The sequence below is a fragment of the Gallaecimonas zhanjiangensis genome, from assembly GCF_057624825.1.
Map to the genome: position 1 here is coordinate 3,206,007 of NZ_CM172603.1, position 25,282 is coordinate 3,231,288.

At 57.9% G+C, this 25,282-nt stretch carries 23 protein-coding genes; 17 read left to right on the forward strand and 6 right to left on the reverse strand.

Annotation, left to right across the window (positions count from 1 at the left end; all coding sequences use genetic code 11):
- Positions 1-176 precede the first annotated feature (176 nt).
- A complete protein-coding gene (locus AC22G1_RS15220; RefSeq protein WP_487314117.1) occupies positions 177-524 on the forward strand; it encodes a DUF3718 domain-containing protein in 348 nt (115 codons plus the stop codon).
- Between the two features lie 26 nt (positions 525-550).
- Here the strand turns inward: AC22G1_RS15220 and AC22G1_RS15225 are convergent, their stop codons facing one another.
- Positions 551-1,207: a COG3650 family protein gene (locus AC22G1_RS15225; RefSeq protein ID WP_487314118.1), complete on the reverse strand. Its 657-nt coding sequence runs from the start codon at positions 1,205-1,207 to the stop codon at positions 551-553.
- A 173-nt stretch (positions 1,208-1,380) separates the two neighbouring features.
- Here AC22G1_RS15225 and AC22G1_RS15230 point away from each other — a divergent pair, with 173 nt between their 5' ends.
- Positions 1,381-2,637, forward strand: a complete 1,257-nt coding sequence (locus tag AC22G1_RS15230; RefSeq protein ID WP_487314119.1) for an NAD(P)/FAD-dependent oxidoreductase — start codon at positions 1,381-1,383, stop codon at positions 2,635-2,637.
- Here AC22G1_RS15230 and AC22G1_RS15235 read toward each other — a convergent pair.
- Positions 2,612-4,885: a putative bifunctional diguanylate cyclase/phosphodiesterase gene (locus tag AC22G1_RS15235; protein WP_487314120.1), complete on the reverse strand. Its 2,274-nt coding sequence runs from the start codon at positions 4,883-4,885 to the stop codon at positions 2,612-2,614. The two genes, AC22G1_RS15230 and AC22G1_RS15235, sit on opposite strands and share 26 nt — an antisense overlap.
- A 91-nt stretch (positions 4,886-4,976) precedes the next feature.
- Between AC22G1_RS15235 and AC22G1_RS15240 the strand changes: the two genes are divergently transcribed.
- Complete coding sequence (locus AC22G1_RS15240) at positions 4,977-6,050, forward strand: metalloprotease (RefSeq protein ID WP_487314121.1); 1,074 nt, start codon at positions 4,977-4,979, stop codon at positions 6,048-6,050.
- 25 nt (positions 6,051-6,075) lie between these two features.
- Entirely contained in the window at positions 6,076-7,110 is a 1,035-nt protein-coding gene (locus tag AC22G1_RS15245; RefSeq protein WP_487314122.1) for a sensor domain-containing diguanylate cyclase, read from the forward strand.
- A gap of 89 nt (positions 7,111-7,199) precedes the next feature.
- Here the strand turns inward: AC22G1_RS15245 and AC22G1_RS15250 are convergent, their stop codons facing one another.
- Together AC22G1_RS15250 and AC22G1_RS15255 are read right to left on the reverse strand one after the other, a co-directional pair.
- Entirely contained in the window at positions 7,200-7,835 is a 636-nt protein-coding gene (locus AC22G1_RS15250; protein ID WP_487314123.1) for a response regulator transcription factor, read from the reverse strand.
- Positions 7,835-8,893: a sensor histidine kinase gene (locus AC22G1_RS15255; protein ID WP_487314124.1), complete on the reverse strand. Its 1,059-nt coding sequence runs from the start codon at positions 8,891-8,893 to the stop codon at positions 7,835-7,837. Before AC22G1_RS15255 ends, AC22G1_RS15250 begins: the two co-directional genes overlap by 1 nt.
- 345 nt (positions 8,894-9,238) lie before the next feature.
- Here AC22G1_RS15255 and AC22G1_RS15260 point away from each other — a divergent pair, with 345 nt between their 5' ends.
- The 7 genes from AC22G1_RS15260 to AC22G1_RS15290 all read left to right on the forward strand — a co-directional run bounded on the left by AC22G1_RS15260 (position 9,239) and on the right by AC22G1_RS15290 (position 15,802).
- Complete coding sequence (locus AC22G1_RS15260; RefSeq protein WP_487314125.1) at positions 9,239-9,661, forward strand: hypothetical protein; 423 nt, start codon at positions 9,239-9,241, stop codon at positions 9,659-9,661.
- A gap of 72 nt (positions 9,662-9,733) precedes the next feature.
- Positions 9,734-10,636: a DUF2726 domain-containing protein gene (locus AC22G1_RS15265; protein WP_487314126.1), complete on the forward strand. Its 903-nt coding sequence runs from the start codon at positions 9,734-9,736 to the stop codon at positions 10,634-10,636.
- Positions 10,637-10,775: 139 nt separating this feature from the next.
- Positions 10,776-12,353 carry an ABC-F family ATPase gene (locus tag AC22G1_RS15270; RefSeq protein WP_487316733.1) on the forward strand — a complete coding sequence of 526 codons (1,578 nt, stop codon included), beginning with the start codon at positions 10,776-10,778 and terminating at the stop codon, positions 12,351-12,353.
- A 121-nt stretch (positions 12,354-12,474) separates the two neighbouring features.
- Positions 12,475-13,284, forward strand: coding sequence for a tetratricopeptide repeat protein (locus tag AC22G1_RS15275; protein WP_487314127.1), 810 nt, complete (start codon positions 12,475-12,477; stop codon positions 13,282-13,284).
- Positions 13,285-13,375: 91 nt separating this feature from the next.
- Positions 13,376-13,756 carry a GntR family transcriptional regulator gene (locus AC22G1_RS15280; RefSeq protein ID WP_487314128.1) on the forward strand — a complete coding sequence of 127 codons (381 nt, stop codon included), beginning with the start codon at positions 13,376-13,378 and terminating at the stop codon, positions 13,754-13,756.
- A complete protein-coding gene (locus AC22G1_RS15285; protein ID WP_487314129.1) occupies positions 13,749-14,492 on the forward strand; it encodes an ABC transporter ATP-binding protein in 744 nt (247 codons plus the stop codon). Before AC22G1_RS15280 ends, AC22G1_RS15285 begins: the two co-directional genes overlap by 8 nt.
- Positions 14,489-15,802: a hypothetical protein gene (locus AC22G1_RS15290; RefSeq protein WP_487314130.1), complete on the forward strand. Its 1,314-nt coding sequence runs from the start codon at positions 14,489-14,491 to the stop codon at positions 15,800-15,802. Before AC22G1_RS15285 ends, AC22G1_RS15290 begins: the two co-directional genes overlap by 4 nt.
- Here the strand turns inward: AC22G1_RS15290 and AC22G1_RS15295 are convergent.
- Both AC22G1_RS15295 and AC22G1_RS15300 read right to left on the reverse strand, forming a co-directional pair.
- Positions 15,799-18,123 carry a DNA polymerase II gene (locus tag AC22G1_RS15295; protein ID WP_487314131.1) on the reverse strand — a complete coding sequence of 775 codons (2,325 nt, stop codon included), beginning with the start codon at positions 18,121-18,123 and terminating at the stop codon, positions 15,799-15,801. The two genes, AC22G1_RS15290 and AC22G1_RS15295, sit on opposite strands and share 4 nt — an antisense overlap.
- 114 nt (positions 18,124-18,237) lie before the next feature.
- Positions 18,238-20,166 carry a methyl-accepting chemotaxis protein gene (locus tag AC22G1_RS15300; protein WP_487314132.1) on the reverse strand — a complete coding sequence of 643 codons (1,929 nt, stop codon included), beginning with the start codon at positions 20,164-20,166 and terminating at the stop codon, positions 18,238-18,240.
- Positions 20,167-20,628: 462 nt separating this feature from the next.
- Between AC22G1_RS15300 and AC22G1_RS15305 the strand changes: the two genes are divergently transcribed.
- The 6 genes from AC22G1_RS15305 (at position 20,629) to AC22G1_RS15330 (ending at position 25,209) form a co-directional block, all read left to right on the forward strand.
- Positions 20,629-22,179, forward strand: coding sequence for an EAL domain-containing protein (locus tag AC22G1_RS15305; protein ID WP_487314133.1), 1,551 nt, complete (start codon positions 20,629-20,631; stop codon positions 22,177-22,179).
- An 83-nt stretch (positions 22,180-22,262) separates the two neighbouring features.
- On the forward strand, positions 22,263-22,487 hold the full coding sequence (locus tag AC22G1_RS15310) for a hypothetical protein (RefSeq protein ID WP_487314134.1): 225 nt from the start codon (positions 22,263-22,265) through the stop codon (positions 22,485-22,487).
- A gap of 165 nt (positions 22,488-22,652) precedes the next feature.
- On the forward strand, positions 22,653-23,189 hold the full coding sequence (locus AC22G1_RS15315; protein WP_487314135.1) for a cytidine/deoxycytidylate deaminase family protein: 537 nt from the start codon (positions 22,653-22,655) through the stop codon (positions 23,187-23,189).
- A 132-nt stretch (positions 23,190-23,321) separates the two neighbouring features.
- Positions 23,322-23,975: an oxygen-insensitive NAD(P)H nitroreductase gene (gene nfsB, locus AC22G1_RS15320; protein ID WP_487314136.1), complete on the forward strand. Its 654-nt coding sequence runs from the start codon at positions 23,322-23,324 to the stop codon at positions 23,973-23,975.
- Between the two features lie 134 nt (positions 23,976-24,109).
- Positions 24,110-24,553: a hypothetical protein gene (locus AC22G1_RS15325; protein WP_487314137.1), complete on the forward strand. Its 444-nt coding sequence runs from the start codon at positions 24,110-24,112 to the stop codon at positions 24,551-24,553.
- A gap of 116 nt (positions 24,554-24,669) precedes the next feature.
- The gene (locus AC22G1_RS15330) at positions 24,670-25,209 is read left to right on the forward strand and encodes a phosphatase PAP2 family protein (RefSeq protein WP_487314138.1); all 540 of its coding nucleotides are present in this window, start codon (positions 24,670-24,672) and stop codon (positions 25,207-25,209) included.
- Positions 25,210-25,282 lie beyond the last annotated feature (73 nt).

The following is a 25,282-nucleotide window of genomic DNA, read 5'->3' on the forward strand; positions in this document are numbered from 1 at the left end:
TTCCCTTATGCAAGAGATTGCATAAGGGAATACTGATGAAACTTAGCGCCTTAGCCCATTCCCTGCCGATATCGCCTGACACACTCTGTTACAGACCGTATCAGCCATCCAAGCCCCCTCTTCCAGACTTAGACATGGACACCGACACCCCTGTTTTGCGTTTGGAGGAAGTGAAGATGAAATTGGCCTCGATACTGATCCTTGGCGCCACCCTCGCCGCCGCACCGGCCCTGGCACAAACCCGTTATGTGGCTGCCGACAATAGCCTGGGAACCCAGCTTTGCATTTCAGCCGCCACCGCCACCCCAATCGGCATGGTGATGGAGCTCAAAGAAACTCACCTGAGTTACCATTTTCTTGCCAACAACCTGCGCTGCAACGACATGTCAGTGGGGCGCTTTGCCGCCGAAGCCGGCAATGACCGTGTTGCCAGCCAGTTCCTGAGAAGGATGAAGCAGCAGATTGAAATCAAAGACATTGTTGCCAAAGCCGACGTGCCGCTTATGGTGCAGGGCAGCCTGTAATAACAAAGGCGCCGCTGGCGCCTTTGTTATTTGAGGAAATTGCCGCAGCCATGCAGTTGTTGGCTCTCCAGCCGGATATCCACCTTGGTGTCAAAGCGCTCGCCGCTCATGTCGTCAACGCAGGGGCCGGGGCTTAGGGTGGCGCTAAAGCCGCTGCCCTCAAATAGGGTCTTGTCGCCTTGTTGCAGGCGCCGGGCGCCGCTTTTGAAGCGTTGCTGGCCGTAATCGGTATCAAGCTCCATGGCGGTGCCGGATATCTCCAGCTGCCAGCCGGGCTCGTTGCCCAAAGCGCGAAAGTCCACTCCTTTAAGCTTGGCGCTGTCCCAGGCGGTGGCCTTGGGGTCGAGCCGGCAGCTCTGGCTGGCGCCTCTGGTGGTCAAGGTGGCCTCTTTGCCGCTGGTAACCAAGTGCAGCTCGGTGCCGGTGTATTCGATGCCATTACTGCTCTGGCGCTGCTGCACCGACACTTTTTGGCCATCAAGATACAACATGCTGCTGCCGCCCTTTCGCTCCAGTACCAGGCTGGTGTCGGTGCAGTGATAGACCCTGGCGCCAGGGCCGGCTATCCGCTCGGAGAGATCCGGCGCTTCTGGCGCTTTGGCTGTTACCGGCAAATCAGTGTTGCCTTTGTCGCCGCAGCCGCTTAGCAGTACCAGTACAACCGGCCAGATGTGTTTGCTCATAAATCCCCCCAACCTTGCAGCTGTAACCTTAGCCACCCCAGTTCAACCCAGCCTGACAATGGCTTGGTAACCGCCTTTTCACCCCGTTTACCGGGCGCTAACCAGCTGATTTTTTTACTTAGCGATGGCTTCGCAGCTTTGGTAACGTAGGCCAACCCCCGAGGAGACGTTTTATGAAGCGTATTGTGATTGTCGGCGGTGGCGCCGGCGGATTAGAGCTGGCTTGCCGGCTGGGTCGCAGTCTTGCCAAGAAACATCTGGCCCAGGTGCTGCTTATCGACCAGCACCGCCAGCATGTCTGGAAACCGCTGCTGCACGAAGTGGCCACCGGGGCATTCAACCCTGAACTTGGCGGCGCCGACTACCTGAACCTCGCCCGCCTGAGCGGCTTTCAGTTTATCCAGGGCCAACTTACCGAACTGGACCGGGAAAACCGGCAACTGACCTTAGCCCCCACCCGCGACGGCAAAGGCCGCTTTCTTAACAGCAACCAGCATATTCAGTACGATTTTCTGGTGATGGCGGTAGGTAGCCAAAGCGCCGATTTCGGCACCAAAGGCGTGGCCGAACATGCCTTCTTCCTCGACGGCCCCGAGCAAGCCAACCTCTTTCACGACCACCTGCTGGCACGGGTGCAAAGCGAAACTTTAAGCGAAACCCCGGCCAAGCTGTCGGTAGCCATTGTTGGCGCCGGCGCCACCGGCGTAGAGCTCTCTGCCGAGCTTCGCAGCGCCGAGAAGGTGTTTCGCCACTACGGCGCCAAGCACCTGAGCCTGGATTTGACCTTGCTGGAAGCGGGCCCCCGCATCTTGCCGGCGCTCAACGAAAAAATTGCCGCCAAAGCCCAGCGCGAACTCAACAAGCTTGGGGTGAAGGTGCGTACCGGCGCCAAGGTGATTGAAGCCACCAAAGACGCCTTTGTGCTGGACGGTGACGAGCGTATCGAAGCAGATTTAATGGTGTGGGCCGCCGGTATCAAAGGCGCCGATTGGCTGGCCCAGCTGGGGCTTGCCACCTCCCGGCGCAACCAGTTCGAGGTCAACGGCCAGCTGCGCACCTCCGACGAGCATATCTACGCTCTGGGGGATTGCTGTGATGCCGCCCCGCCACGGGCCCAGTCTGCCAACCAGCAGGCCATCTTCCTCAACAAGCTGTTTGCGGCGCTGGTCAAGGACGAGCCCTTCAGCGACGAGTTCAAATACCAAGATTACGGCTCGCTGGTGTCGCTGGCCAACTACAGTGCCGTGGGCGGCCTGATGGGCTCTATCGCCAAAGGCACGTTGTTTGTGGAGGGCCATATCGCCCGCTGGATGTACATCTCTTTGTACCGCAAACACCAGCTGGCGATGTTTGGGCTGTGGCGCACCATTGGCATGGTGATCGCCGACAAGTTCAACGGCTGGGTCAGGCCTCGCCTGAAACTGCACTAAGCCTGGCTGCGCCCTGGCTTGAAGACAGGGCGCCAGCCAGCACCGGCTCACTTAGATAAAAGCCCTGCACTGTGTCGCAACGCATCTTTGCCAGCAGTGCCAGGGCTTTTTCGTCTTCTACCCCTTCAGCCACCACCTCGATAGCCAGCCCCTGGGCCAGGGCAATCACCCCTTCTACCAGCCTGGCTGAGCGCGTATCACTGGCCATGGGCTGCACAAAGCTTTTATCCAGTTTCAGCACCTCGGGGGCGAAGTCTTTGAGGTGCGACAGGCTCGAATAACCGGTGCCAAAGTCGTCCACCGCCAAGCGAATGCCTTTATTGCGCATGCCATTTACAAAGGCCAAGGCTTGCTCAGGATCGCGCAGCAGCGCGCCTTCGGTGAGTTCCACTTCTAACAGCGCACCGGCCAGGTCGTGGCGGTTAAGCTCACCGGCAAAAAAATCCGCCAGATCCGCTTCATCCAATTGCACTGCCGACACATTAATGGCCATGGTCAGCCCCGGCCAAAGCGCCTGCCAGGCCTTAAGCTGCGCAAGGGCGGTGCTGGCCACCCAGCGCCCCACCTGGCGGATAAGGCCGGTGTCTTCCAGCAGCGGCACAAAATCACAAGGCGGAATAAGGCGCCCGTCCTGGCTCCAGCGAATAAGCGCTTCCACTCCAACCATACGCTGGGCGTTGATGCTGAATTTGGGTTGGTAGACCAGCAAAAATTCGTTGTTGGCCAAAGCGGTGCGCAGGCGGTTTTCCATCCGTACTCGCTCCAGCGTCGGCCCGCTGAGGGTAGTGGAGTACAAGCGGTAGTTGTCGCGCCCCGCTTGTTTAGCCGCATACATGGCCACTTCGGCGCACCTCAGCAGGTTCTCGGCGTCGTCGCCATGCTCGGGAAAGCGCACCAAGCCAAGGCTGTGGGTCAGCACGTGGCGGTCGCTGCCAATCACCAGGGGCTCGGCCACCCCCTGGCGAAGGTGGGCCACCAAGGCTTCAAGCTCTTCAAGGCTCAAATCCCGGGGAGCGGCGAGGATAAATTCGTCGCCGCCGCTTCGCACAATCAGCATTTCGTCGCCAAAGCGGCTGCGCAATCGATGGGCCAGCTGCACCAGCACTTCGTCGCCCACCTTGTGGCCAAGGGTGTCGTTGATGTTTTTAAAGCGGTCCAAATCCAACAGGCACATAAAGCCGCTTTTACCCTGGCGCAACCAGCGATTGAGGCTTTGCCCCAGCAGCGCCCGGTTAGCAAGGCCGGTGAGTTGGTCGTGGTGGGATAAATGCCAGATACGGCTGCGCTGAGTGCGGCTTTCGGTGATGTCGGTCATGATGCCCGCCACCTTGAGGGTGCGGCCATCGTCGTCGGTGACCGGATAGGCGTTGTCCTTTATCCAGCGCTCGTTGCCGTCTTGGTCCAGTACCCGATATTCAAGCTCAGTTTCGCCACGAAGGCGCTGGCCGGAGGCTATCACCCGGGCCACCTTGTCCCTGTCCATAGGGACTATGGCATCCAGCCAGTCTTCGGCATCCACGTAGAGCATATGCGGGTCACGCCCCAGCAGCGCCTGGTACCCGGGCGACACATATTCGATGCGGCGACTGGCCACATCAAAGCTCCAAAACACCTGGGGCAGGCGGCTAACCAGCGCCTGCATCATCTTCTCGCTTTGGGCCAGCCGCTGGCGGGCCTGGCGTTCGCGAGACAAGTCCACCGCCGCCACCAGCACCAGTGTGTGGCTGTCAAACTGCAACTGCCGGGCCAGTACCGACACACTTAGGCCATTGGCCAACAGCATTTCGTCTTTCAGTGCTGACAGGTCACCGGATAACAAGGCGGAATCGAACAGCGGATGGAACTGGCTGGCAAAGATCTGGTCTAGGTGGGACACCTCGCCCACCATGGCCAGGCTCTGATGATTTTGCTGGATCACGCTACCAGCGGTATCCACCAGCCAAAGGGCCAGGGGGTGTTCGTTAAAAAGGCTTTGATAACTTTGTGTTAAGGCCAGCTGCCGATCATAAATGCGCCGCTGACTTTGGGCGAAGCGGTCAATGAGGCGGTAGAGGATAAGGGCCGTCATCAACACGAAAAAACTGCCCTTATAGGTTTGCACCCAGGGATTGTCACCAAAGAGCAGCAGGCTTAGTTGATCGGACCCCCAGATCCACAGCAACGCCAGTACGCAGTAAATAACAGCAATCCGAATGGGCACCAAGCGGTAACGTCGATCGTATGAAGAGGCGTTATGGGTGTCTGTCATTGAGCATCCAAGCGGGCTAAATCAAAAAAAGGCGTTAGCTTTTAATGACTTTACCTAAACACATTTTTACGACAAACGATAGAATTACCCAATGCGGTTAACCTTTCATTGCGCAGGCCACCAGTTCACCCTCACCCGCAGTGAGGGCCTTGAACATCTTTTCGTCGATGACAAGCCGGTCAGCCTGCGTGCTGCCAGCAGTCTTGAGTCCGAGCATTGCTTTTCGGTTGGTGACGATAACTGGCAGGCAAAATTGCTCTGGCAACCCCAGCAGCGCAGCCTTCATTACCAGATGCAACTAAACGGCCAGCGCGCCGGCGAAGGCCAGGTGCTGTGCAGCGAGCCTTTCGAGCCCGAGCAGCCCGTGACTCCCCCCCAAGAACCCACTGAGCCCACCGAGCAAAGCCGCCACGGCAAGGGCTTAGGCTGGTTGGCCTTGGCACTTAAGCTCTTTAAAAGTGCCTCGGCAGTGAAGGTGGCCCTGGCCGGCGCTTCTTTTGCCTCTTATGCCTACCTCTTTGACTGGAAAATCGCTCTGGCCCTGATCGCCATCCTGGTTATTCACGAATATGGCCACCTTTTGGCCATGAAGCGCTTTGGCATCAAAACCAAGGGGATTTACCTCATCCCCTTTGTCGGTGGGGCAGCGGTGCCCGCCGAGCAGTTTAAAAGCCAGTGGCAGGAGCTTTATGTCGCCCTGGCTGGCCCCAGTGCCGGCCTTGCCAGCACCTTACTGGCCTATGGCGTCTGGCAATTTACTCAAAACCCCTGGCTGGGGGCCGTCACTGCCCTTGGCGCCTTTTTGAACCTGGTAAACCTCTTGCCTATCCACCCCCTCGACGGCGGCCGGGTGCTCAAGGCGGTGATGGCCTCAACCGGCAACCAACTGGCGTTCTATGGCCTGCTGGTGGTATCGGCCCTGGGGTTTGCCCTGAGCCTGTATTTTGGGCTGTTGCTACTGGCCATCTTGCTGGTGGCGGGGCTTTTGGATCTTTTAGGTGAGCGCAACCAGCCAACCCGGCAACTGCCCATGAACAGCTGGGGCATGGTTGTGGGCGGCGCCTGGTACAGCGCGGTGCTACTAGCATTACTGGCCCTGGTGTGGGCCATGGCCGATAGCGGCTTGCCTGGAACGCAAATTCCGCATTTACTATTGTCATCCTAAGGAGTTCAAAACAAAGGGGAAGCCGATGTTGGCACCGGTAGTGCCCAGTAACGAGCCAGAACGACTGGCCTCACTGGAGCGAAGCGGATTATTAAAAAGCGGTGAAGATCCGCGTTTTACCCGCATTGTCAGCTTGGCAGCCAAGATGTTCAAAGTCCCCATGGCCTTGATATCGCTGGTAGCAGAGAACGAACAGCGCTTCAAAGCCAAGGAGGGGTTAAGCGATAGCTCGGCGCCGCGCAGTACCTCCTTTTGTGGCCATGTGGTGGCCCAGGCCGCCCCTATGGTGATTGAAGATGCCACCCAGGATGCCCGCTTTTTTGATAACCCCCTGGTGACCGGGCCGCCGGACATCCGCTTTTATGCCGGCCACCCCATCTATTTTGAAGGCCAAATCCTTGGCACCTTGTGCCTTATCAGCCCCAAAACCCGCAGCTTTAACGAAGAAGACATGGACACCCTGGCCAGCCTCGCCTCCTGGGTAGAAAACGAGGTGCGCCTCAATGCCATGACCCAGGAGCGCAACCTACTGAGCGGCCAGTTGGAAGTGGCCAATCGCCAAGCCATGACTGACCACCTCACCGGGGCCTGGACCCGCCGCATTCTGCCCACCCAAGTAGCAAGCGATGTCAACCGCCGCACCGCCGTTTATCAAACCAGCACTGCCGTGGCGGTAGATTTGGATTGCTTTAAAGGCATTAACGATGAGCTGGGCCACGATGTGGGGGATGCGGTGCTGGTAGAGCTGGTGGCGCGCCTTGGCCATAACCTTCGCAGCAACGATTTGGTGATACGGCTGGGGGGCGACGAATTTTTGCTTTACCTGGGCAGCTGCCCGCTGGAAGAGGCCGAGAAACTGGCGGCCCGGCTTTTGGACGCCATTTGCCTGCAACCTGTGGTCATTAACGAGGCGCTGTCGGTACCCATCAGCATCAGCATGGGGATAGGCAGCAGCGATCAGTTGGAGCTGGATGCCCTTATCGCCCTGGCGGACGACGCCCTCTACGACAGTAAACGCAAGGGCCGGCGCTGCTATTCAAGCAGGCAACTTTACCGCTAACCCCTTACGCCCTGCCCTGTCGCCCATGGCGCGGGGCCACTACTCTTAGCGGGTTTTCATTCCTTTAGCTGGCACGGAAGCCCGTCTTTTTACAGCAAGCCCATGCTCATGGCCTTGAGCACCGCCTGGGTCCTGTCTCTGACCTCAAGCTTGGCCAAAATGGCCGACACCTGGTTTTTTACCGTGCCTTCCGATTTAAACAGGGTATTGGCGATTTCCTTGTTGGCGTAGCCGGCCGCCATCAGTTTGACGATCTCCACTTCCTTTTCACTTAAGGCAGGGGCGCTGTCAGCAGGGCCGCCTGCCTCCCCGGCCAGCATGCGCCGGGCCAGGGTCTCGGTCAGGCCCGGCTGGATAAAGCGGCCGCCGCCAGCCAGCTTTGCTACCGCCTCAACTAGAGTCTCCATGGACACGTCTTTGAGTAAAAAGCCCTTGGCCCCGGCCGCCATGGCTGCTGCCATGGCTTGGCTGTCGTCAAAGGTGGTGAGTACCAGTACCGCAGGGCCGCTGCCGCCGAGCTTGTCCAGCACCCCCTGACCATCCAGTACCGGCATGCGAAGGTCTAAAAGCATCACCTCTATGCCGTCATGCTCGCTCAACAGCTGCAGCGCTTGTTGGCCGTTGGCGGCGGTTGCCACCACCTCGACTTGCCCGGACAGCGCCAGCAAAGAGGCGATACCGTCTCGCACCAGCGCCTGATCGTCCACCACCAGCACTTTTATCATCACCCGCCTCCCAGCTCGGCTTTAAGCATCAATGCCTCTTGTTCGCGGCCAACTTGCAAGGTGCCACCGGCGGCGGCGACCCGCTCGGCCATCCCCTTAAGGCCCATGCCTTGGCGCCAGTTGGCTGCCAGTTTGCCGTTGTCCCGATAACGCCACTCATAACCTCGGCCCTTGGGGGTCAGGGTCAGCCAGGCGCTGTTGGCCCCGGCATGGCGCAAGGTGTTGGTAATGGCCTCGCGGCTTAGCAAAAACACCAGCTGCGCCAGTTGCGGCTCAGCCAGGGCGCAAAGCTCCAGGTGCAGGTTAAGCCCCACCGCAGGGCCTGCCAGTTGGCCAAGGGCGGCTTTGAGGTCGAGGTTTTCGTCGCGAATATCGCTGACCGCGCTTCGCACCGAGCCAAGGGCGTCCCTGGCCTGCCCTTCCAGCACCGCCAGTTGGGTCAGCTGTGGGTGGGTGCGCCTTTGCACCTGCAAACCGATGGCAAGGGCAGTGAGCTGGTGGCCAAGACTGTCGTGCAAATCGCGAGCGATACGAAGCCGCTCGGCCTGGCGGCCGGTTTCTTCCAGCAGCAGTTGGGTGGCTTGCAACTCGCGGTTAAGGCTCTCCAGCTCTTGCCTTGCCAACTTTTCAGAGCGGGCCGATTGCGCCATCCCCAAAGAAAAGAGGTGGAAGCTGTACCAAAGCCCCAGCCAGATAAGGTCAATCCCCTGGTAGTGAAAGTGTTGGCTCAGCACAAAGGCGCTGGCCATGGCGAGTGTCGCCAGCAGTGGCCAGCGCCGTGGCAGGTAAAGCGGCGCGCCGGCGCACCAGATAACCCCCAGCACGCCCAGGTAGCCAAAGCTATTGAAACTAAACAGCGCCACAGCCGAGGCCCCGGCCAGCAGCCAGCCCCAGCGGCCGTGCCAGTGGGCGCACTGCAACACAAAGCCGAAGAAGAAAAGCAGCATCAGCCCCAGCGCCAGCATGGAGCTGCCCTGGGTTGCCATAAAGCCAGTCACCACCAGCCAGGTCAAAGAGCCGGCCAGGAAGTTGGCATTGCGATAGAAGTCTTTGTTCATGCAGGCATTATGGGCCAGTAACGGGTTTTGCCAATAGGCCACAAGTCACGGCAAGGCATTCTCGGTTCGTAACATTTTCGTCATGTTATACAAAATGGCGACAGGTCCGCGCAGTTCGTGACCTTGAGCACATAAGATGAAAAACATTTAACACAAACAAAACCTTGCTTATTGACAGCTCAGTTTTTGAACTGCAATGTGAACCACTTTAGAAGGCCCTGATAAAGAGCCCAAAAACACGAATTGGCTTAACACGCCGTTAAAGAGACCCTCCTCATTCCGGCCGGTCCGGAAGACGATAAGAAGTTGTCGGGTTTCCAGGCAACAGCGGGAAGATTGACGACCATGCGCATATTCAAAGGCTCAGACAAACTGATTTACAGCCAAGCGGTGGGGACTGCGGTGATTTTGGTAGCCGCGCTTATCGCTAACAACACCCAATACCTTGGCGATATCACCGGGCCAGGCCTGATGTGGAGCCTAGCCGGAGTGCTGGCCAGCATCATGTTGGCCAACTGGCTGATGGACAACAGGGTCCACGGCCTGATGTTTGACGACGAAGCCATCGAGATACGCTATCGGCGCCGCCGCATTACCCTGAGCCGCCAGCAGATCACCCGCATCGAGTCGGTGGGCAGCAGCCAGGCGCCGGCTTGGTTTGTGTATACCGACGAGCAGCGCTACCTGGTGCAAACCGAGAAGTTTCCGCGCTGGATCCGCTTGCAGATCCTCGATCAGATGCAAAAATTTCGCCGCGACTTGCGTTGAGACTGGCCGGGTCAGTAAAACGACAGCCTTTGGCGTTTAGCATCGAGAGGTAATCACTCCTGGTAACGTCCGATGCTCACTGACGAACTCTCCTTTCTCAGACCCTTTATCTATGCCGGGGCCGGTCTTATTGTGCTGGCCCTGCTGCTTTATATCTGGCGGCGCTTGCGGCTTCGCAATGCCTATGAGCGCACCCCGCTGTTCAATGACCGGGAGTTGGCCTTTTTACCGCTGCTGGACGAAGCCTGTGGCCGCGATTACCGGGTCTTTGCCAAGGTGCGCTGGGCCGATGTCATTGGCGTGCAGGCCAGATTCAAAGGCAGCGACTGGCAGCGAGCCTTTAACCGCATTTGTGCCAAACGCCTCGATTTCGTGCTGTGCCGCCCGGACGACCTGGCCGTGATGCTGGTGCTGGAATTGCTGCCCGAAGGCAAACCGAGCCGCGACCGCAAAAAACGCGACAAGCAGCTCATCAAGATTTGCGACAAAATCGGCCTGCCCCTTATCCAGCTTGATGTGAGCAACAATCCCCGCGCCATCGATATCCGCGCTCGTATCGAGCAAGCCCTCAAGGGCCGCAAGCCTGAGCCGGTACTGGCGCGCCCAAGTAAAGCTGCCGCAGAGCCCGATGCCGTTATCCCCCCGCAGCAAAGCGTCGCCGAGCCGCAGGCCCCAGTGCCAATCCAAGAGGATGACGAGCCGCTGCCGCCGCTGGTGGCCAGCCGCCAGGCAGAAGAAGAGGCCCTGGTGGAGATAAGCAGCGACGCCCCCCTTGAGCGGGCCGAGAAGCACTGCCCCAAGTGCGACAGCCCCATGCAAAAGCGCACCGTCAGCAAAGGCCAATACCAGGGCCAGGTATTTTGGACCTGCGCCAACTACCCCCTTTGCAAAACGGTGCTGCCGGTTGACCAAGACAAGCCCAAAGCCCGGGAAGTGACCAGCGAAGGGCTCTTTACCCTGCGCGCTTCCCGCTGATTTCCCCCAAGGCGCCACCGGCGCCTTTTTATGGCGATTTTTCCGCCAGGGCCATTGCTCCTGTCACACAAAATCAGTAGGCTTGCGCCCCTTATTAACCAAGGGGTATCCCAGAGTGCTGACCACCGCCAATATCACCATGCAGTTCGGCGACAAGCCGCTTTTCGAAAACATCTCCGTCAAGTTTGGTGAGGGCAACCGTTATGGCCTGATCGGTGCCAACGGCTGTGGTAAGTCCACCTTCATGAAGATCCTCACCGGCGAGCTGGAACCGAGCGGCGGTAACGTCTCCCTGGCACCCCATACCCGCATGGCCAAACTGGGCCAGGACCAGTTCGCCTTCGAAGACTTTTCCGTTATCGACACCGTGGTGATGGGCCATGCCGAGCTCTGGGCCATCAAGGCCGAGCGCGACCGCATTTACAGCCTGCCGGAAATGAGCGAAGAAGACGGCATGAAGGTGGCCGACCTTGAAGTGCAGTTTGCCGAGATGGACGGCTACAGCGCCGAGTCCCGCGCCGGTGAACTGCTGCTGGGTCTGGGCATACCGCTGGAGCAACACTACGGCCTGATGGCCGCCGTAGCCCCCGGCCTCAAGGTGCGGGTGCTGCTGGCCCAGGTGCTGTTCTCCAACCCCGACGTGATGCTGCTGGACGAGCCCACCAACAACTTGGACATCCACACCATCCGTTGGCTCGAAGGGGTGCTCACCGCGCGCGACTCCACCATGATCATCATTTCCCACGACCGCCACTTCTTAAACCAGGTGTGCACCCACATGGCGGACATGGACTACGGTGAGCTGCGCCTCTATCCGGGCAACTACGACGAATACATGACCGCCGCCGAGCAGACCCGCGAGCGCCTGTTGGCCGACAACGCCAAGAAGAAAGCGCAAATCGCCGAGCTGCAAACCTTCGTTAGCCGCTTCTCGGCCAACGCCTCCAAAGCCAAGCAGGCCACCAGCCGCGCCAAGCTGATTGACAAAATCCAACTGGAAGAAGTGAAGCCTTCTTCCCGCCAGAGCCCCTTTATCCGCTTCGAGCAGGCCAAACAGCTGTATCGCCAAGCGCTGCAAGTGGAAAACCTGGCCCAGGGCTACGACGGCGAGCTGCTGTTCAAAGACTTCAAGCTGAGCGTGGAAGTGGGCGAGCGCATCGCCATCATCGGTGCCAACGGCGTGGGTAAATCCACCCTGCTCAACACCCTGGCCGGCGCCATGGAGCCCAAAGCCGGCGATATCAAATGGTCCGAGAACGCCAACATCGGCTTCTACGCCCAGGATCACGCCGAAGATTTCGCCATGGACACCAACCTGATGGACTGGATGGCCCAGTGGCAGCAGGAAGGGGACGACGAACAGACCCTGCGCGCCGCCCTTGGCCGCATGCTGTTTAGCCAGAACGACATCAAGAAGAAGGTCAAAGTGCTGTCCGGTGGTGAGCAGGGCCGTATGCTCATTGGCAAGCTGATGATGCACAAGCCCAACATCCTGTTGATGGACGAGCCCACCAACCACATGGACATGGAGTCCATCGAGGCGCTGAACCTGGCCCTGGAACACTACAAGGGCACCTTGCTGTTCGTGTCCCACGATCGCCAGTTCGTAAGCTCCCTGGCCACCCGCATCATCGAGGTGACCCCGACAGGTATAAAAGACTACCTGGGCAGCTACGACGACTACCTTAAGGCCCAAGGCATCAACGAGATGCGATAAGCCAACAGAAACAGCGCCCTAGGGCGCTGTTTTTTATCGACCTTTTGTTACAAATTTTCTCTTAAGGCTAACCAAATAGCGGTCGTACTCTATAAGTGAATTAACAACAATAGCTTGCCTTATGATGTCCCGTACCACCGCCCTTTTCCCCCTGTTGCTTTCCCTGCTGGCTGGCTGCGCCGCCCACACCGATAACCCAACGTCTCCCCGTGCCGACTACGCCACCAGTTTAGATAACGCTCACTTTGCCCTGGCATTGGGCCAGCTCAATCAGGCTGCCAAACAAGGCGACCTCAAGGCAAGGCAGTATCTTAAACAGCACGGCACTTGGCTTCGCACTCAGGTCACCCTGGAACAGAGCAGCGCCGAGACTCAAGCCCTCTACGCTCAAAAGCTGGACAATCCCAAAGGTAATACCCTGCCCGACTACCCGGCGGCGGCCCACTGGGCAAGCCTTGCCGCCAAGGCAGGTAACGCCCAGGGCCAATACTGGCTGGCCCGCTTTTATGAAGCAGGCCAGGGCCTGGCTCAAGATCCCGACCAAGCCTTCTACTGGTATCAGCAAGCCGCCGCCCAGGGGCTGAGCGAAGCCCAGCGCCACCTGGGTTTGTTGCTGGAAAGCGGTGAGCTGCTGCGCCCCGATTTACACCTGGCCGCCCACTGGTATCGCCAGGCAGCAGACCAAGGCGATAGCCAGGCCCAATATCAGCTGGGCCACTTTTACCAGCTGGGCCGCGGCGTTACTCAAGACCTTGGCGCCGCCAAATACTGGTATGAACTGGCCGCCAAACAGGGCCAACCCAAGGCTCAATACCAGTTGGGATTACTGCTACCCGCAAGCGACCCTAAAGCCCGCTACTGGCTGCAACAGGCCGCCCGCCAGGGCAATGTCCAGGCCATAGACCGCCTCTCCATCAGCGCCGTGCAGTAAGCCCGCAATAAAAAAACGCCGCTTAGCGGCGTTTTTTATTGTTGTTGTTTTCTTCACCCAATGTGTATTAGTGTATCAATACACAATACAGGTGAAGACATTGTTTAATCTCAACCCGCAATCCGGCATACCGATTTACCGCCAGCTTTATGAGCAGGTGAAACGCCTTATTGCCGCAGGCCAGCTAAAACCTGGCGAGGCGCTGCCATCGGTCAGGGAACTGGCGGTGCACCACAGCGTTAATCCCATGACCATTTCCAAGGCATACAACCTGCTGGAAGCGGAAGGTTTGTTGCTACGTCAACGCGGTAAACCCATGACCGTAGCCCCGCAGGCCGAGCAGGCCCAGGAAGCAAAAGCCCTACTAACCCCCCTAATTCACAACATGATCCAAGCCGCTCGCCAGTTGGCACTGAGCGACGACGATATCATTCAGGCAGTACGCCAGGGATTGGAGCAAAACCATGACTGAGACAATGGTAACGCTGGACGCATTGTGCCAGCAGTTCGGTAAGCAAATGGTGCTGGACAGCATCAGTACTGATGTTAAACAAGGAGACGTTATTGGCCTGCTAGGGCTCAATGGCGCTGGCAAAACCACCCTATTGGAAACCCTGCTGGGGTTTGCCCTGCCTAGCAGCGGCCAATGCCTGTTGTTTGGCCACCCCGCCACCGAGCTCAACGCAGCCAGCAAGGCGCGCATCGGTTTTGTGCCCCAGCAAGACGAACTGCTCCCCAATCTCAGCGGCCAACAAAACCTGGATCTGCTCAGCGCCTTCTACCCAAACTGGGACAAAGAAAAAGTTGCCGCGCTGGCCAAGGAGTGGGACATCCCCCTTAACAAACGGGCACAGGCTCTCTCAGTCGGCCAACGTCAGAAACTCTCCATATTGTCGGCATTAGGCCATGATCCAGACTTTCTGATCTTCGACGAACCCGTCGCCAGCTTGGACCCACTAGCCCGCCGCCATTTCTTACAAACGCTGATAGAACTGATTGGTGACACCGGCTGCACACTCATCTTTTCTACCCACATTGTTTCGGATCTCGAACGGATCGCTGATCGTATCTGGATCCTAAAAGAAGGGCGGCTAGTGGTAGACAGCACCCTGGATGCGCTCAAGGAAAACGCCCTGCAAGCCACCGGCACCGATGGCTTTAATGCTCCTAACAGCCTGGAAGACATCTTTTTGGAGTTACATGGATGAAAGGTTATCTGGCAGTACTCAAATACTTTTTTGCCTACCTGCCGCTGCTGCGCTGGCTCAGCTATCTGGGGCTGGTACTGTGTGTCATCAGCTTGCTGCCGGTAGGCTGGGCCGACATCGCCAGGAAGGCCGGGCTGTTGGCGCTCCTTTTCGTGCCGGTTCTGGCTGGAGGCTTTCAGTTTCGCCACCTAATCAGTAACCCGCGTTTCACCCTGGCCCCCAATGCCAGGCCGCTATTAGCGCTGGCACTGGCGACAATTGCCTTGCTGGCCGCCCTGGGTGCAGCCTGGCTTACTGACCAACCGACCACCTTTACCTGGGTCTTTTTAGTGGTTACCAGCTATCTGCTGCTGAGCCAGTGGGCAATCTGCTATGCCTGGGGAGGTGTGCTCATCACCGGGCTGATAGTCGCCTTGGCAAACCTCCCGTCGCACCTGGCTACTCCCTGGTTGAACAGCTTGTTCCAGCAATATTGGTCCTTGGTTTTGTTGGGCACCACACTGGCCTGGGTGGCTTTCTATATTTGGCTGCCAAGGCAAGTCAAGTTGCGCTCGCCACAGCCCTTCAATGGCAGCCTGATACGAGCCATGACAGAGAACAAAGATAGCCCCCAAACCGCCCAGGGAGACCCGGTCTGGGCCATGCTACTGGCGGGTAGAGGGAGCCTTAGTCGCAACCTTCGGAGCTATTGCCTGTTATTTTGGGGCTATCCGGTGTTAATGGGTTTGCTTCTGTGCATTCAGGATTGGAGCCTGAAGCCTTTCCTTGCCTTGTTTAGCGATGGCCACAGCGCCTTTTTATTCACGTTTTACGGTTTTTTGATGGCCCCCATAGTAACTCTGGAGGTAGTGCCGCGCCTGCGCTGGCTCTGGTTACGCCAACCTGGCCATAGGACCGAACTTTGGCAAAAGCTGGATAGCTTGCTGTGGCGCCAGACGTTTATCGCATCGGCACCTTTTTTGGCAGCAATCGCCATGATAGGCATCGGCACAAAGACAGCTCCAATCGCCCTTTTGCTGATGGTACCGCTCGGTTGTAGCTACCTGTGGGCGTCACAACAACTGGTGTGTTGGTTACGCCAGTGCCAATGGCCGATGCTTGTCAGCTGCTTGGTTGGTATTGGGCTACTGGGCTTATCATTGGCCTTGGCCATCCATTGGTTCCTCGGAAATAATTCGGCCTGGATTGCGCTGGCTTACAATCTGATAGTGGGTCTAGTAGCCAGGCAAGGCCTGAAGATGGCCCTGAATCGTCAGGATTGGATCCGCCTAAAGCCAAAGTCACCAAGCCAATGGCAAAGGGGCTTTTAAAAAAGCCCCATCTGGCCGCCGATAAGCTGTTCGAACTCGAGGTTGATAAAGGGCAGGATGGCTTCGGCTACCGGCTTTAACTGGCGGTCGATGTAGTGCTGGTAGTCGATGGGACTTTGCTGGTATTCCAAAGGCTCGGGGCCGCTTAGGGTCATCAGGTAGCTGATACTGCCCTTGCCTTGGTATTTGAGGGTTTTGCCGGCCTTTTTATTGTGCTCGTCGGCCAGGCGCGCGGCCCGCACATGGGGCGGCACGTTCTTCACGTATTGATCGAGCTTGCGGCGCAGGCGCTTTTTATACACCAAATCGCCATCGCGCTTGCCGGCCAGGGTGTCTTCCACCGTGGTGCGGATAAATGCCGAGGGATCTTGTTCTTCAAACACCAAGCGGTAGAGCTCGGTCTGAAATTGCTTGGCCAGTACCGTCCAGTCGGTGCGCACCGTCTCCAGCCCCTTAAACACCAGTTCGCCGTCGCTTTTAAGGCCGGCGTAGCGTTTTTTAGAGCCCGCCTCCGAGCCGCGAATGGTGGGCATCAAAAAGCGCTGGTAGTGGGTCTCGTATTCCAGCTCCAGGTGGCACTCGAGGGAAAACTCGTCCTGTAACGTCTGTTGCCAGCGCCCGTTGATAGTGGCTGCCAGCCCTTTGCCTATGGCGTCGGCCTGGTCATGGTCGAGGCCGTCGTCCAAGAGCACAAAGGTGGAATCGGTGTCGCCGTAAATCACCTGGTGGCCGGCTTCTTCTACCCACTTGGCGGTCTGCTGCATGATGGCGTGGCCGCGCAGGGTAATGGAGCTGGCAAGGCGGGTGTCGTAAAAACGGCAGCCACCCGAGCCCAGTACTCCGTAGAAGGAATTCATCAGGATTTTGATGGCCTGGGAGCGAGGCGCGTCTTTTTGGCGCTTGGCCTCGTCCCGGGCTTGCCAGAGCTCGGTGATTATCTCGGGCAAAAAATGCTTGGTGCGGGAGAATTTGGCCTCCCGAAAACCGGGGATGGCGTCTGCTTCCACCAGCCCTTCAATCAGCCCCAAAGGGTCGATTTTAAAGGTGCGGATAATGCTCGGGTACAGGCTCTTAAAATCCAGCACCAGCACATTGCGATAGAGCCCTGGCCTAGAATCCATCACGTAGCCACCAGGGCTGGCAAGGCCGCCACCCAAGGGAAGGTTGGGGGCCACAAAACCGGCGCGGTGCAACTTTGGCAGGTAGAGGTTGGTAAAGGCCGCTACCGAGCCGCCGGCGCGGTCAAGCTCAAGGCCGGTCAGTTGGCTGCGCAGCACGAGAAAATCCAGCAGCCGGGTCTTGGCAAAAATGTCCCACACCAGCACGCAGTCTTCGAGGTTGTAGGCGGCCAGTTTCGGCTTGTTAAAGCGAAAATCGTGCTCAATCTCGGCCAGGCGGTTATCCACGTCTTCGGTTTTCTTGCCGCGCCCCAAAAGGGCCTGGGAGACAAATTCCAGGCTGAAACTCTCGAAGTTGTAGGTGGCAATTTTGAGGGCGTCGATGCCATCGATGGCCACCCGCCCCGGCAGGGACGCAAAGGCTTGGCCGTCGCCGGTGGCATCGCGTATCCAAAGGGCCTCACCGCCCCGGCCAAGGCGCAGGGTCATGCCGTGGCGCTCCGCCCTTTTGGCCAGGAGCCGCAGGTCAAAGGCCACCACCGACCAGCCGATGATGATGTCGGGGTCCAGGCGAGTGATTTCGGCTTCAAGGCGTTGCAGCAATGCCTTTTCATCGGCTACCCAGTCTATCTCGCCATCGCTGGGCTCAGGCGCTCCCACCATCAGCACCTTGGCAGCGCCGTTGCCATAGAGCCCCGCCGAATACAGCTCGCCCTTGGCCGAGCATTCCAAGTCCAGGCTCAGCACCTTGAGCTTGGGCCGGTAGTCGGCGCCTTTTATTCGCACCTGGCGCCACTCGGTATAACCGGCTTTGGCGGTTGGCGTGCCGTCAAAAGCGATGGCGCCGCGGGCAAAACGTTCCATCAGGTAACGGTCGGAGAGTTTGATGTCCGCTTCCAGCACTTCGATGCCGTTGCTGGTGAGCTGCGCCTGGCCCTGCTTGTGGGCCTCAAGGGTGGCGAAATAGAGCATGACCACCGGCTCGCGGGCAAAGCTTTGAAACCCCAGTTCTTTGACGTCCGCCAGGCTCCCCGCCAGCAGGCTCTTGGCCTTGGCCAGGTGATTGGCCGCCACCATCAACACCGGCTGTTCCCCTTCCACCACCAGTTTGGCCGGGCCGTCAGGGCAGCTCAGCCAAAGGTGAATTTCGGTTTTACCAGCGATATCGCGATGATGGCGGGAAAGTAAAAAGCCCTGGGGCAAGGGTCTGTCTCCACTGTGGCAGCAGCGGCCAGTTTACTGGTTAAAAAACCAGTATCAACGTTTTTATCGGCGGGCGGTGACCAGACACAAAAAAGCGGCCCTTGGGCCGCTTGTTCAGATTTTGAATTTGCCCACCAGGCCGTGGAGCTCGGTGCCAAGCCCGGCCAAGGTTTCGGTGGAGTTGGCGGTTTCCTCCGAAGCCTGGGCGGTTTGCTCGGCAATTTCCCGCACCCGCACCACGCTGCGGTTTATCTCTTCGGCCACCGTACTTTGCTCTTCGGCGGCGGTGGCGATTTGGTGGTTCATGTCCTGGATGCGGGACACGGCATTGGCAATGTCGGTTAAAGACGCGCCGGACTGCTGGGCCAGGGTCACGGTTTCGTCGGTGAGCTGGCGGCTGCGCTCCATCATCTGCACCGATTCCTGGGTGCCGTGTTGCAGGTTGGCGATAAGGTTTTCAATCTCGGCGGTGGATTCTTGGGTGCGCCGTGCCAGGCCCCGCACTTCATCGGCCACTACCGCAAAGCCGCGCCCGGCTTCACCAGCGCGGGCCGCTTCGATGGCGGCGTTCAGCGCCAGCAGGTTGGTTTGCTCTGCCACCGCTTTAATCACATCCAGCACAGTGCCGATGCTGTCGCTGTCGGCCTTGAGTTTTTCCATGGCCATGGCGGTGTGGCCAATTTCCTGGGACAGCCCTTCAATTTGCTGCACGGCCCTGGCAATCACCTTGTTGCCTTCGGCGGTGGTGTGGTCGGCTTCGGAGGCGGCCACGGCGGCCAGCTCGGCGTTGCGGGCCACTTCCTGCACAGTGGCGGTCATTTCGTTGATGGCGGTGGCCACCTGATCGGTCTCGGCGCGCTGGCGCTGCATGCCGGCGCTATTTTGTTCAGTCACCGCCGACAGCTGCTCGGCAGAGCTGGCCAGTTGCTCGACGCTGCCGCTGATCTGGCTCATCACATCGCGCAGGTTCTGGTTCATATGGGCCATGGCCTGCATCAGCTCGCCCAGCTCGTCTTTACGTTCAACTCGAATATTGGTGCTCAGATCGCCATCGGCAATTGTGCGAGCCACGTTCACGGTGTCTCGTAGCGGGCGCACTATTTGGCGGGTAATAATCCAAGCGCCCAGCACCCCCAGCACCAACGCCAGCGCCGACACCACAATCAGGGTGAGGATGGCCGAATGGCTGTCGGCTTCGCGTTTGTCGGATTGAGACTCCATCAGGCGGTCAACCTGGGCACCCAGTTTCAGGGCTTCGGCGTCCATCTCTTTACGCAGCGACTCCTGCTCGCCCACCACTTTGTTGAGCTGCAATACATGCTGGCGATAACCGGCCAGGGCCTTGAGGGCGTCATCGAGGATTTGACGGTCACCACCGCCAATATTGAGGGTGTCGGCCAGTTGCTGGATCTCGGCCATGGTCATGGTGGCGGCATCGAGGTTTTTGCTGCTGCCATCAAAAATATAACCGCGCATGTAGTAGCGCAGCATGGCCACCCGCTGGTTGATGTCGGAGGCCAGCAGGGCATTGGACACCACCGCTTCGTCGGCCATTACCTGGGCCATGCCCCCCAGGCTTTTGTTGAGTTCGGTAACCTTGCCCACCATGATGTTGCCGATTTTCACCCAGCTGGTGCGGATCTCGGCTTTCTTGTTGGACAGCTCCACAAAGCGGGTGAATTCGCTTTGGTACTCTTTGGCAATGCTGTTGATGTCACTTAGGGTTTTGATATCAGCAGCCACGTGAAACAGCGGCTTCTTTTCTTGGGCGACACTGGCAATCTGTTTGATGGCCTTATCAAAATCGCCGACTTTGGCATCGTCACCCGACACCAGATAATCGCGGCGGCTCACCTCGGCGTCCATCAACAGGTCGTTGACCATCCCCCCAACAGCGACTTTATCGCTTCTTGCCAGCATGGCATTTAACCCACGGCTCCCGGTCACGGCCACCACCAGGGTCAGCACCAAAACGATGCCAAACCCCCACGAGAGCTTGGCGGCGACTGACAGGTTATCCATGATACGGGTTAGGTTACTCATCGGGGGGTTGCCTCTTTTATGCACGAGCTGCCCATCTATAGCGACACCGGTGCGCGGATCTTGAGCGGACCATAGAGGAAACTCAAGGTTTTTGGGATGACCAAAATCAATAACGAATCATTTAACACCATGATAATCATGGTTATTTACAACATTAACCAAGGCGTTAACCTTTGTTCTCAAAGGTAGCCGAAAAGTGTTCCTCTGCCAGTGGCGTAACAGCACGGCTGGATGCACGATGCCTTCACGCCGCCAGCACAGGGCAAAACTAGGCATATGTGAAAAATTTCGCTACTAAGTGGCCTTTTTTTGATCAAGACTACTTTTTTGAGAAACAACAGTTCCATAGCCCTCTACGGTGCTGGCGAAGTGAAAAACAACAAGATAATGTGACAGTTATCGTAAACAGTAAGTACTAATAAACTGGCCAGCCGTTAAGGCAGCGCTGACACGGATGTATCGATGACCCTCAGGACCCAACTGGCCAAGCACACCTTCTCGACCTTGCTGTCTGTGCTTACTGCCGTGCTGTTTTTCGTCATTGCCTTACAACTGATCCTGGTCAGCGCCCGCCATGAGTTGCAGCAAAACGGCCAGGAGACCCTGGCCACCTTTGACGCCATTTTCGGCGAGATCCAATCAGTTACCCACTCCCTCAACAGCCTCGGCTACACCGATTGCAGCCGTGACAACCTGCTGGCTATGCGCCGGGCCGTGTTTAATGCCAACTACATCAAGGGCATTGGCTTTTTCCAAGACGGCAAACTGGTGTGCGCCACCAGTTCAGGAAGATTAAAAACGCCGCTCACCGAGCCCAAGCCCGATTACCAAGATGCCCAAGGCAATCAATTCTGGCTGCGCTCGCGGATCATGTTGTTTCGTGACGACACCACGCCGCGTTACGCCTTTATCGCCCAGTACGGCCGCTATAACGTGGTATTGGAGTTGCAGGAGCGGATAGCACAAGCCCTTCGCAACGAAAGGGAGTGGGAGCTGGTATTCCAAGGCCAGGAGCCAGTGCATATGGCAGGCGTGGAAGGGTTATTCGGCGCCGGTGAGCTTGGCCAAAAGCAGCTCACCAATACCCGTTTTAGCGCTTGTAGCAGCCAATACCCTCAATATTGCCTTGCCCTTCGCCAGTCATCGCGGGCAGTGCTTGAGCAAAACAGCTACCTGATGGTGGTGGCTTTTATCTTCAGCTTGATAGTGGGCGCCGCCACCAGCATCGGCCAAAGTTTGTATCGCGATTACCGCAGTTCCATCCGGGTCAGGTTACGCCAGGGCTTGAGGCATCAAGGTTTCTACTGGCTGCTGCAACCTGTGGTGGACATGGCCTCCGGCAAGGTGATTGGCGCCGAGGCTCTGGCCCGCTTTGCTGACGACATCGGGCCGTTATCGCCGGACCAGTTTATCGATCGTTTACGGGAGCTGGAGCTGGCCTGGCCCTTTACGGTGCAGATGCTAAACCGCACCTTGGCCGAGCTTGAAGCCTGCACCGAACTGCCGGCGGGCTTTAAGGTGAGTTTCAATATCTACCCTCACCTGCTTGCCACCAGCGCCATTCGCGAATTAATGGCCCTGCCGGTCATCAAGGCCAGCCGCTTTAAATTGGTGTTTGAGGTTACCGAAGACGAAGAACTGGACAAGGCCCAGGCGCAAGCGAACCTGCACTACCTGCGCCAGCAGGGCATTGGCCTGGCGGTGGATGACTTTGGCACCGGTTATGCCAATCTTGGCCAGCTCATCAAAATGGACTGCGATGTTTTGAAAATCGATCGCAGCTTCGTCACCGACATGGAAGAGAACAGTGTGCGTTCTTCCCTTATTCCGCAAATCGTCGGCATCGCCCGCCAGCTGAATGTGCAGTTGGTGGCCGAAGGGGTAGAGAACGAGCGCCAATACCAAGCCCTTAGAAAACTTGGGGTGGATTACGCCCAGGGTTGGCTGTTTGGTAAACCCATGACCTTGGGCGAATTGGTTGTGTTACTGGAGCAACAAGCCGCAGCGGCCTGAGGGAAGCCCTTCCTCTTAGTAAGGCCGCAAGGCGCCTTTACCTTGAAGCCGTCCAACAGGGACACACTATCAAGGAGAAGATCATGCCTACCATTACCCTCGTTCACAATGCCGACAACCAAAACGGTGTTCACAACATGCGTGGCCAACCGGGTGGTATCCCGCTGACGGGCCTTGCCGGTGCCAACGCCGTCTTTACCTGTACCAATCCCTTGGCCACCATCCGGGGTATCACCAGCGTTGATATCGTTTATAACACTGGCGTCCCAGCCCCGGAAACCATCCAGGTAAGTTCGGTACAGGCCTGAGCCAAAGCCGGTTACTGCGGTAGCCGGCTTATTTCACTTTTCAGCTCGTCAATACCCCCACTTCAGCGCATCACCATGGAAAAGCTTCCCCTGCCAACCGGCAACGGCACTTTTTATCCTGCCCCTAACCGGCAACCGCTGGCTCTCAAGGAAAGGAGAACACCCATGCCCGTAATCGTCCGTCACTTAACTCCCAACAACGCCCTGCAACCCGGCTATGCCACGGCCCAAGTGCTGGCCCAGGAAACGGTGCTGCATTTTGCCGCCGTGCGCGGCACCAATGTCGGCATTGGCCCGGCTTCTTGCTGCGCGGCACTTGCCGTACAGCCCAGCCATCAGTTTCCGGCGTTGCCGGGCCAAGGTTTTGGGGTGGCTTTTGGTAATTCGCAAGTGGCTGCCGGTGGCCTTGACCAAGGCCCGGTTGGCAACCACGCCGAGCGCTGCGCCCTCACCGCCGCGGGCAATAACCACCTGGCGCTGACCAACCCGGCGGTGATGTTTGTCGAGCTGGCACCCTGCAATGGCTGCCTGAATTGGTTAGAGGGTAACGGCGGCGGCGTTGCCAACCCTTACGATTTTGGCCCCCATGGCGACACCCTGAATGTCTGGTACGCCTTTGACTACCCGGATGTACACCAAGCCCTACAGGCCTTTCATCTGCTGCCCATCGACCAGCAGCAAGCCGCCGTGGCGCTGTGGTAACGCCTAAAATACAGGGGCAAAAGCCCCTGTATTTTCAAAGCAACATTGAAAGTGAATCTGCCATTTCGGCGTTTTACTTGCGCGAAGCAGCGGTTAGGGTAAGCAATCCCCCAACCTCGCTGCAGGACCCCAATGAACATCACCGATTTTGCCAAGGCCCGTTATTCAACCAAGGCCTTTGACCCCAGCAAAACCATTAGCGACGACAAAATCGCTCAGCTCAAGGAGCTGGCGCGGTTTAGCCCGTCAAGCGTTAACTCCCAGCCCTGGCACCTGATCTTGGCCGCGACTGAAGCAGGCAAAAACCGCATCGCCAAAGCGGCTCAGGGCGGTTACAGCTTTAACGAAGCGAAGATCAAAAACGCCTCCCATGTGCTGGTGTTTTGCGCCAAAACCAGCATTGATGAGCACTACATCGAAGAGCTTATCGCCACCGAAGATGCCGATGGCCGTTACCCCACCGAAGAGGCCAAAGCCGGTGGCCGCCGGGGCCGCACCTTTTTTGTCAATCAGCACCGCTTTGCCCTTAAAGATGCCCAGCATTGGATGGAAAAACAGGTCTACCTGAACCTCGGCACCGTGCTGCTGGGCGCCGCAACGCTGGACATCGATGCGGTACCCATCGAAGGCTTTGACGCCCAGGTCCTGGATGCCGAGTTCGACCTGCACGCCAAGGGCTATACCAGCCTGGTGATTGTGGCCCTGGGCTATCACAGCGAAGACGACTTCAATAAAAAGCTACCCAAGTCTCGCTGGCCTTTGTCACGCATCTTTACCGAGTGCTGAAAAACACCGGCCATGGGCCGGTGTTTTTTATCTCCCCCGTTTTAGCGCAGCCTGGTCTTTACCGGGCCTGCCGCCAGGGTTAAGGTAATTCGAATTTACCTTTTAATAACAATAAAACGGATAGGGAAAACCCCATGAAAAAAGCCCTTTTTGCGCTGCTGCTCACCCAAGCCAGCCTGCTCCCGCAACCGGTGCTGGCTGCCGATGCCTCGGCCAATCTTGGCCAGTGTTTGATTGATTCTCTTAATGGCCGGGAACGCAAACAATTGGCCCAGTGGATCTTCTTTGCCATGTCCAAACACCCCGACATCCAGCAATACGCCAAGGTCAGCGCCCAGAACATTACCCTTTCCAATAAAAGCACCGGCGCCCTTATCACCCGCCTGTTAACCGAAGACTGCCCAGCCCAGGCCAGTGCCGCCCTGAAAACCTCCCCCACCGCCTGGCAAGGTGCTTTTCAGATGGTGGGCCAGGTCGCCATGCAGGAGCTGATGACCAACCCCGATGTCAGCGCTGCCGTGACCGGCTATACCCAGTATCTGGATATGGACAAGATCCGCGAATTGGGAGCCAAATAACACTTTAAGGCTTGGCCGGTAACAGCCCGGCTGCCTTGGTAACATTTCTTAATAAAGCGCTAAGCAACGGCTTTGAGGATGGGCCCGTCCTTGTCGTAACCAGGTAAGCCGTACCGATGAAGTTCCATTCCATAAAGCTGGCCGCCGCCATTAGCCTTTTAAGCGCATTTGGCGCCCACGCCTCCGATACCTGGGAAACCATCAGCAATGTCAGCACCGATGCCCTGATCGCCGGGGCCTTTGTGGTGCCCGCCTACAAAAAAGATTGGGAAGGCGCCAAGCAAGCCGCCTTTTCCATCGGCAGCGCCGCCGGTACCAGCATTGTGGCCAAGCACCTTATTCATGAGGAGCGCCCGGACCACAGCGGTGACGACAGCTTTCCATCCAACCACGCCAGCGCCGCCTTTGCCGCCGCCACCACCCTGAACATCCGTTACGGCTGGCAATACGGGGTGCCGGCCTACGGCTTGGCAGCACTCACCGCCGTTGGCCGGGTGCAGGCTGACCGCCACTACTGGAAAGACGTGGTGGCCGGCGCCGCCATCGGCACCACCGCCGGCTATCTCTTTACCCACAAGTTCAGTGACAACCTGGCTATCGCCCCCTGGTTTGACGGCCATGGCGATACCGGGGTAATGGTCTCCATGCGCTGGTAAGCCGCGCATAACGCAAAAAGGAGGCCCCGGGCCTCCTTTTTTCATGGTGATAACACTGCTTTTTGGTGATAGC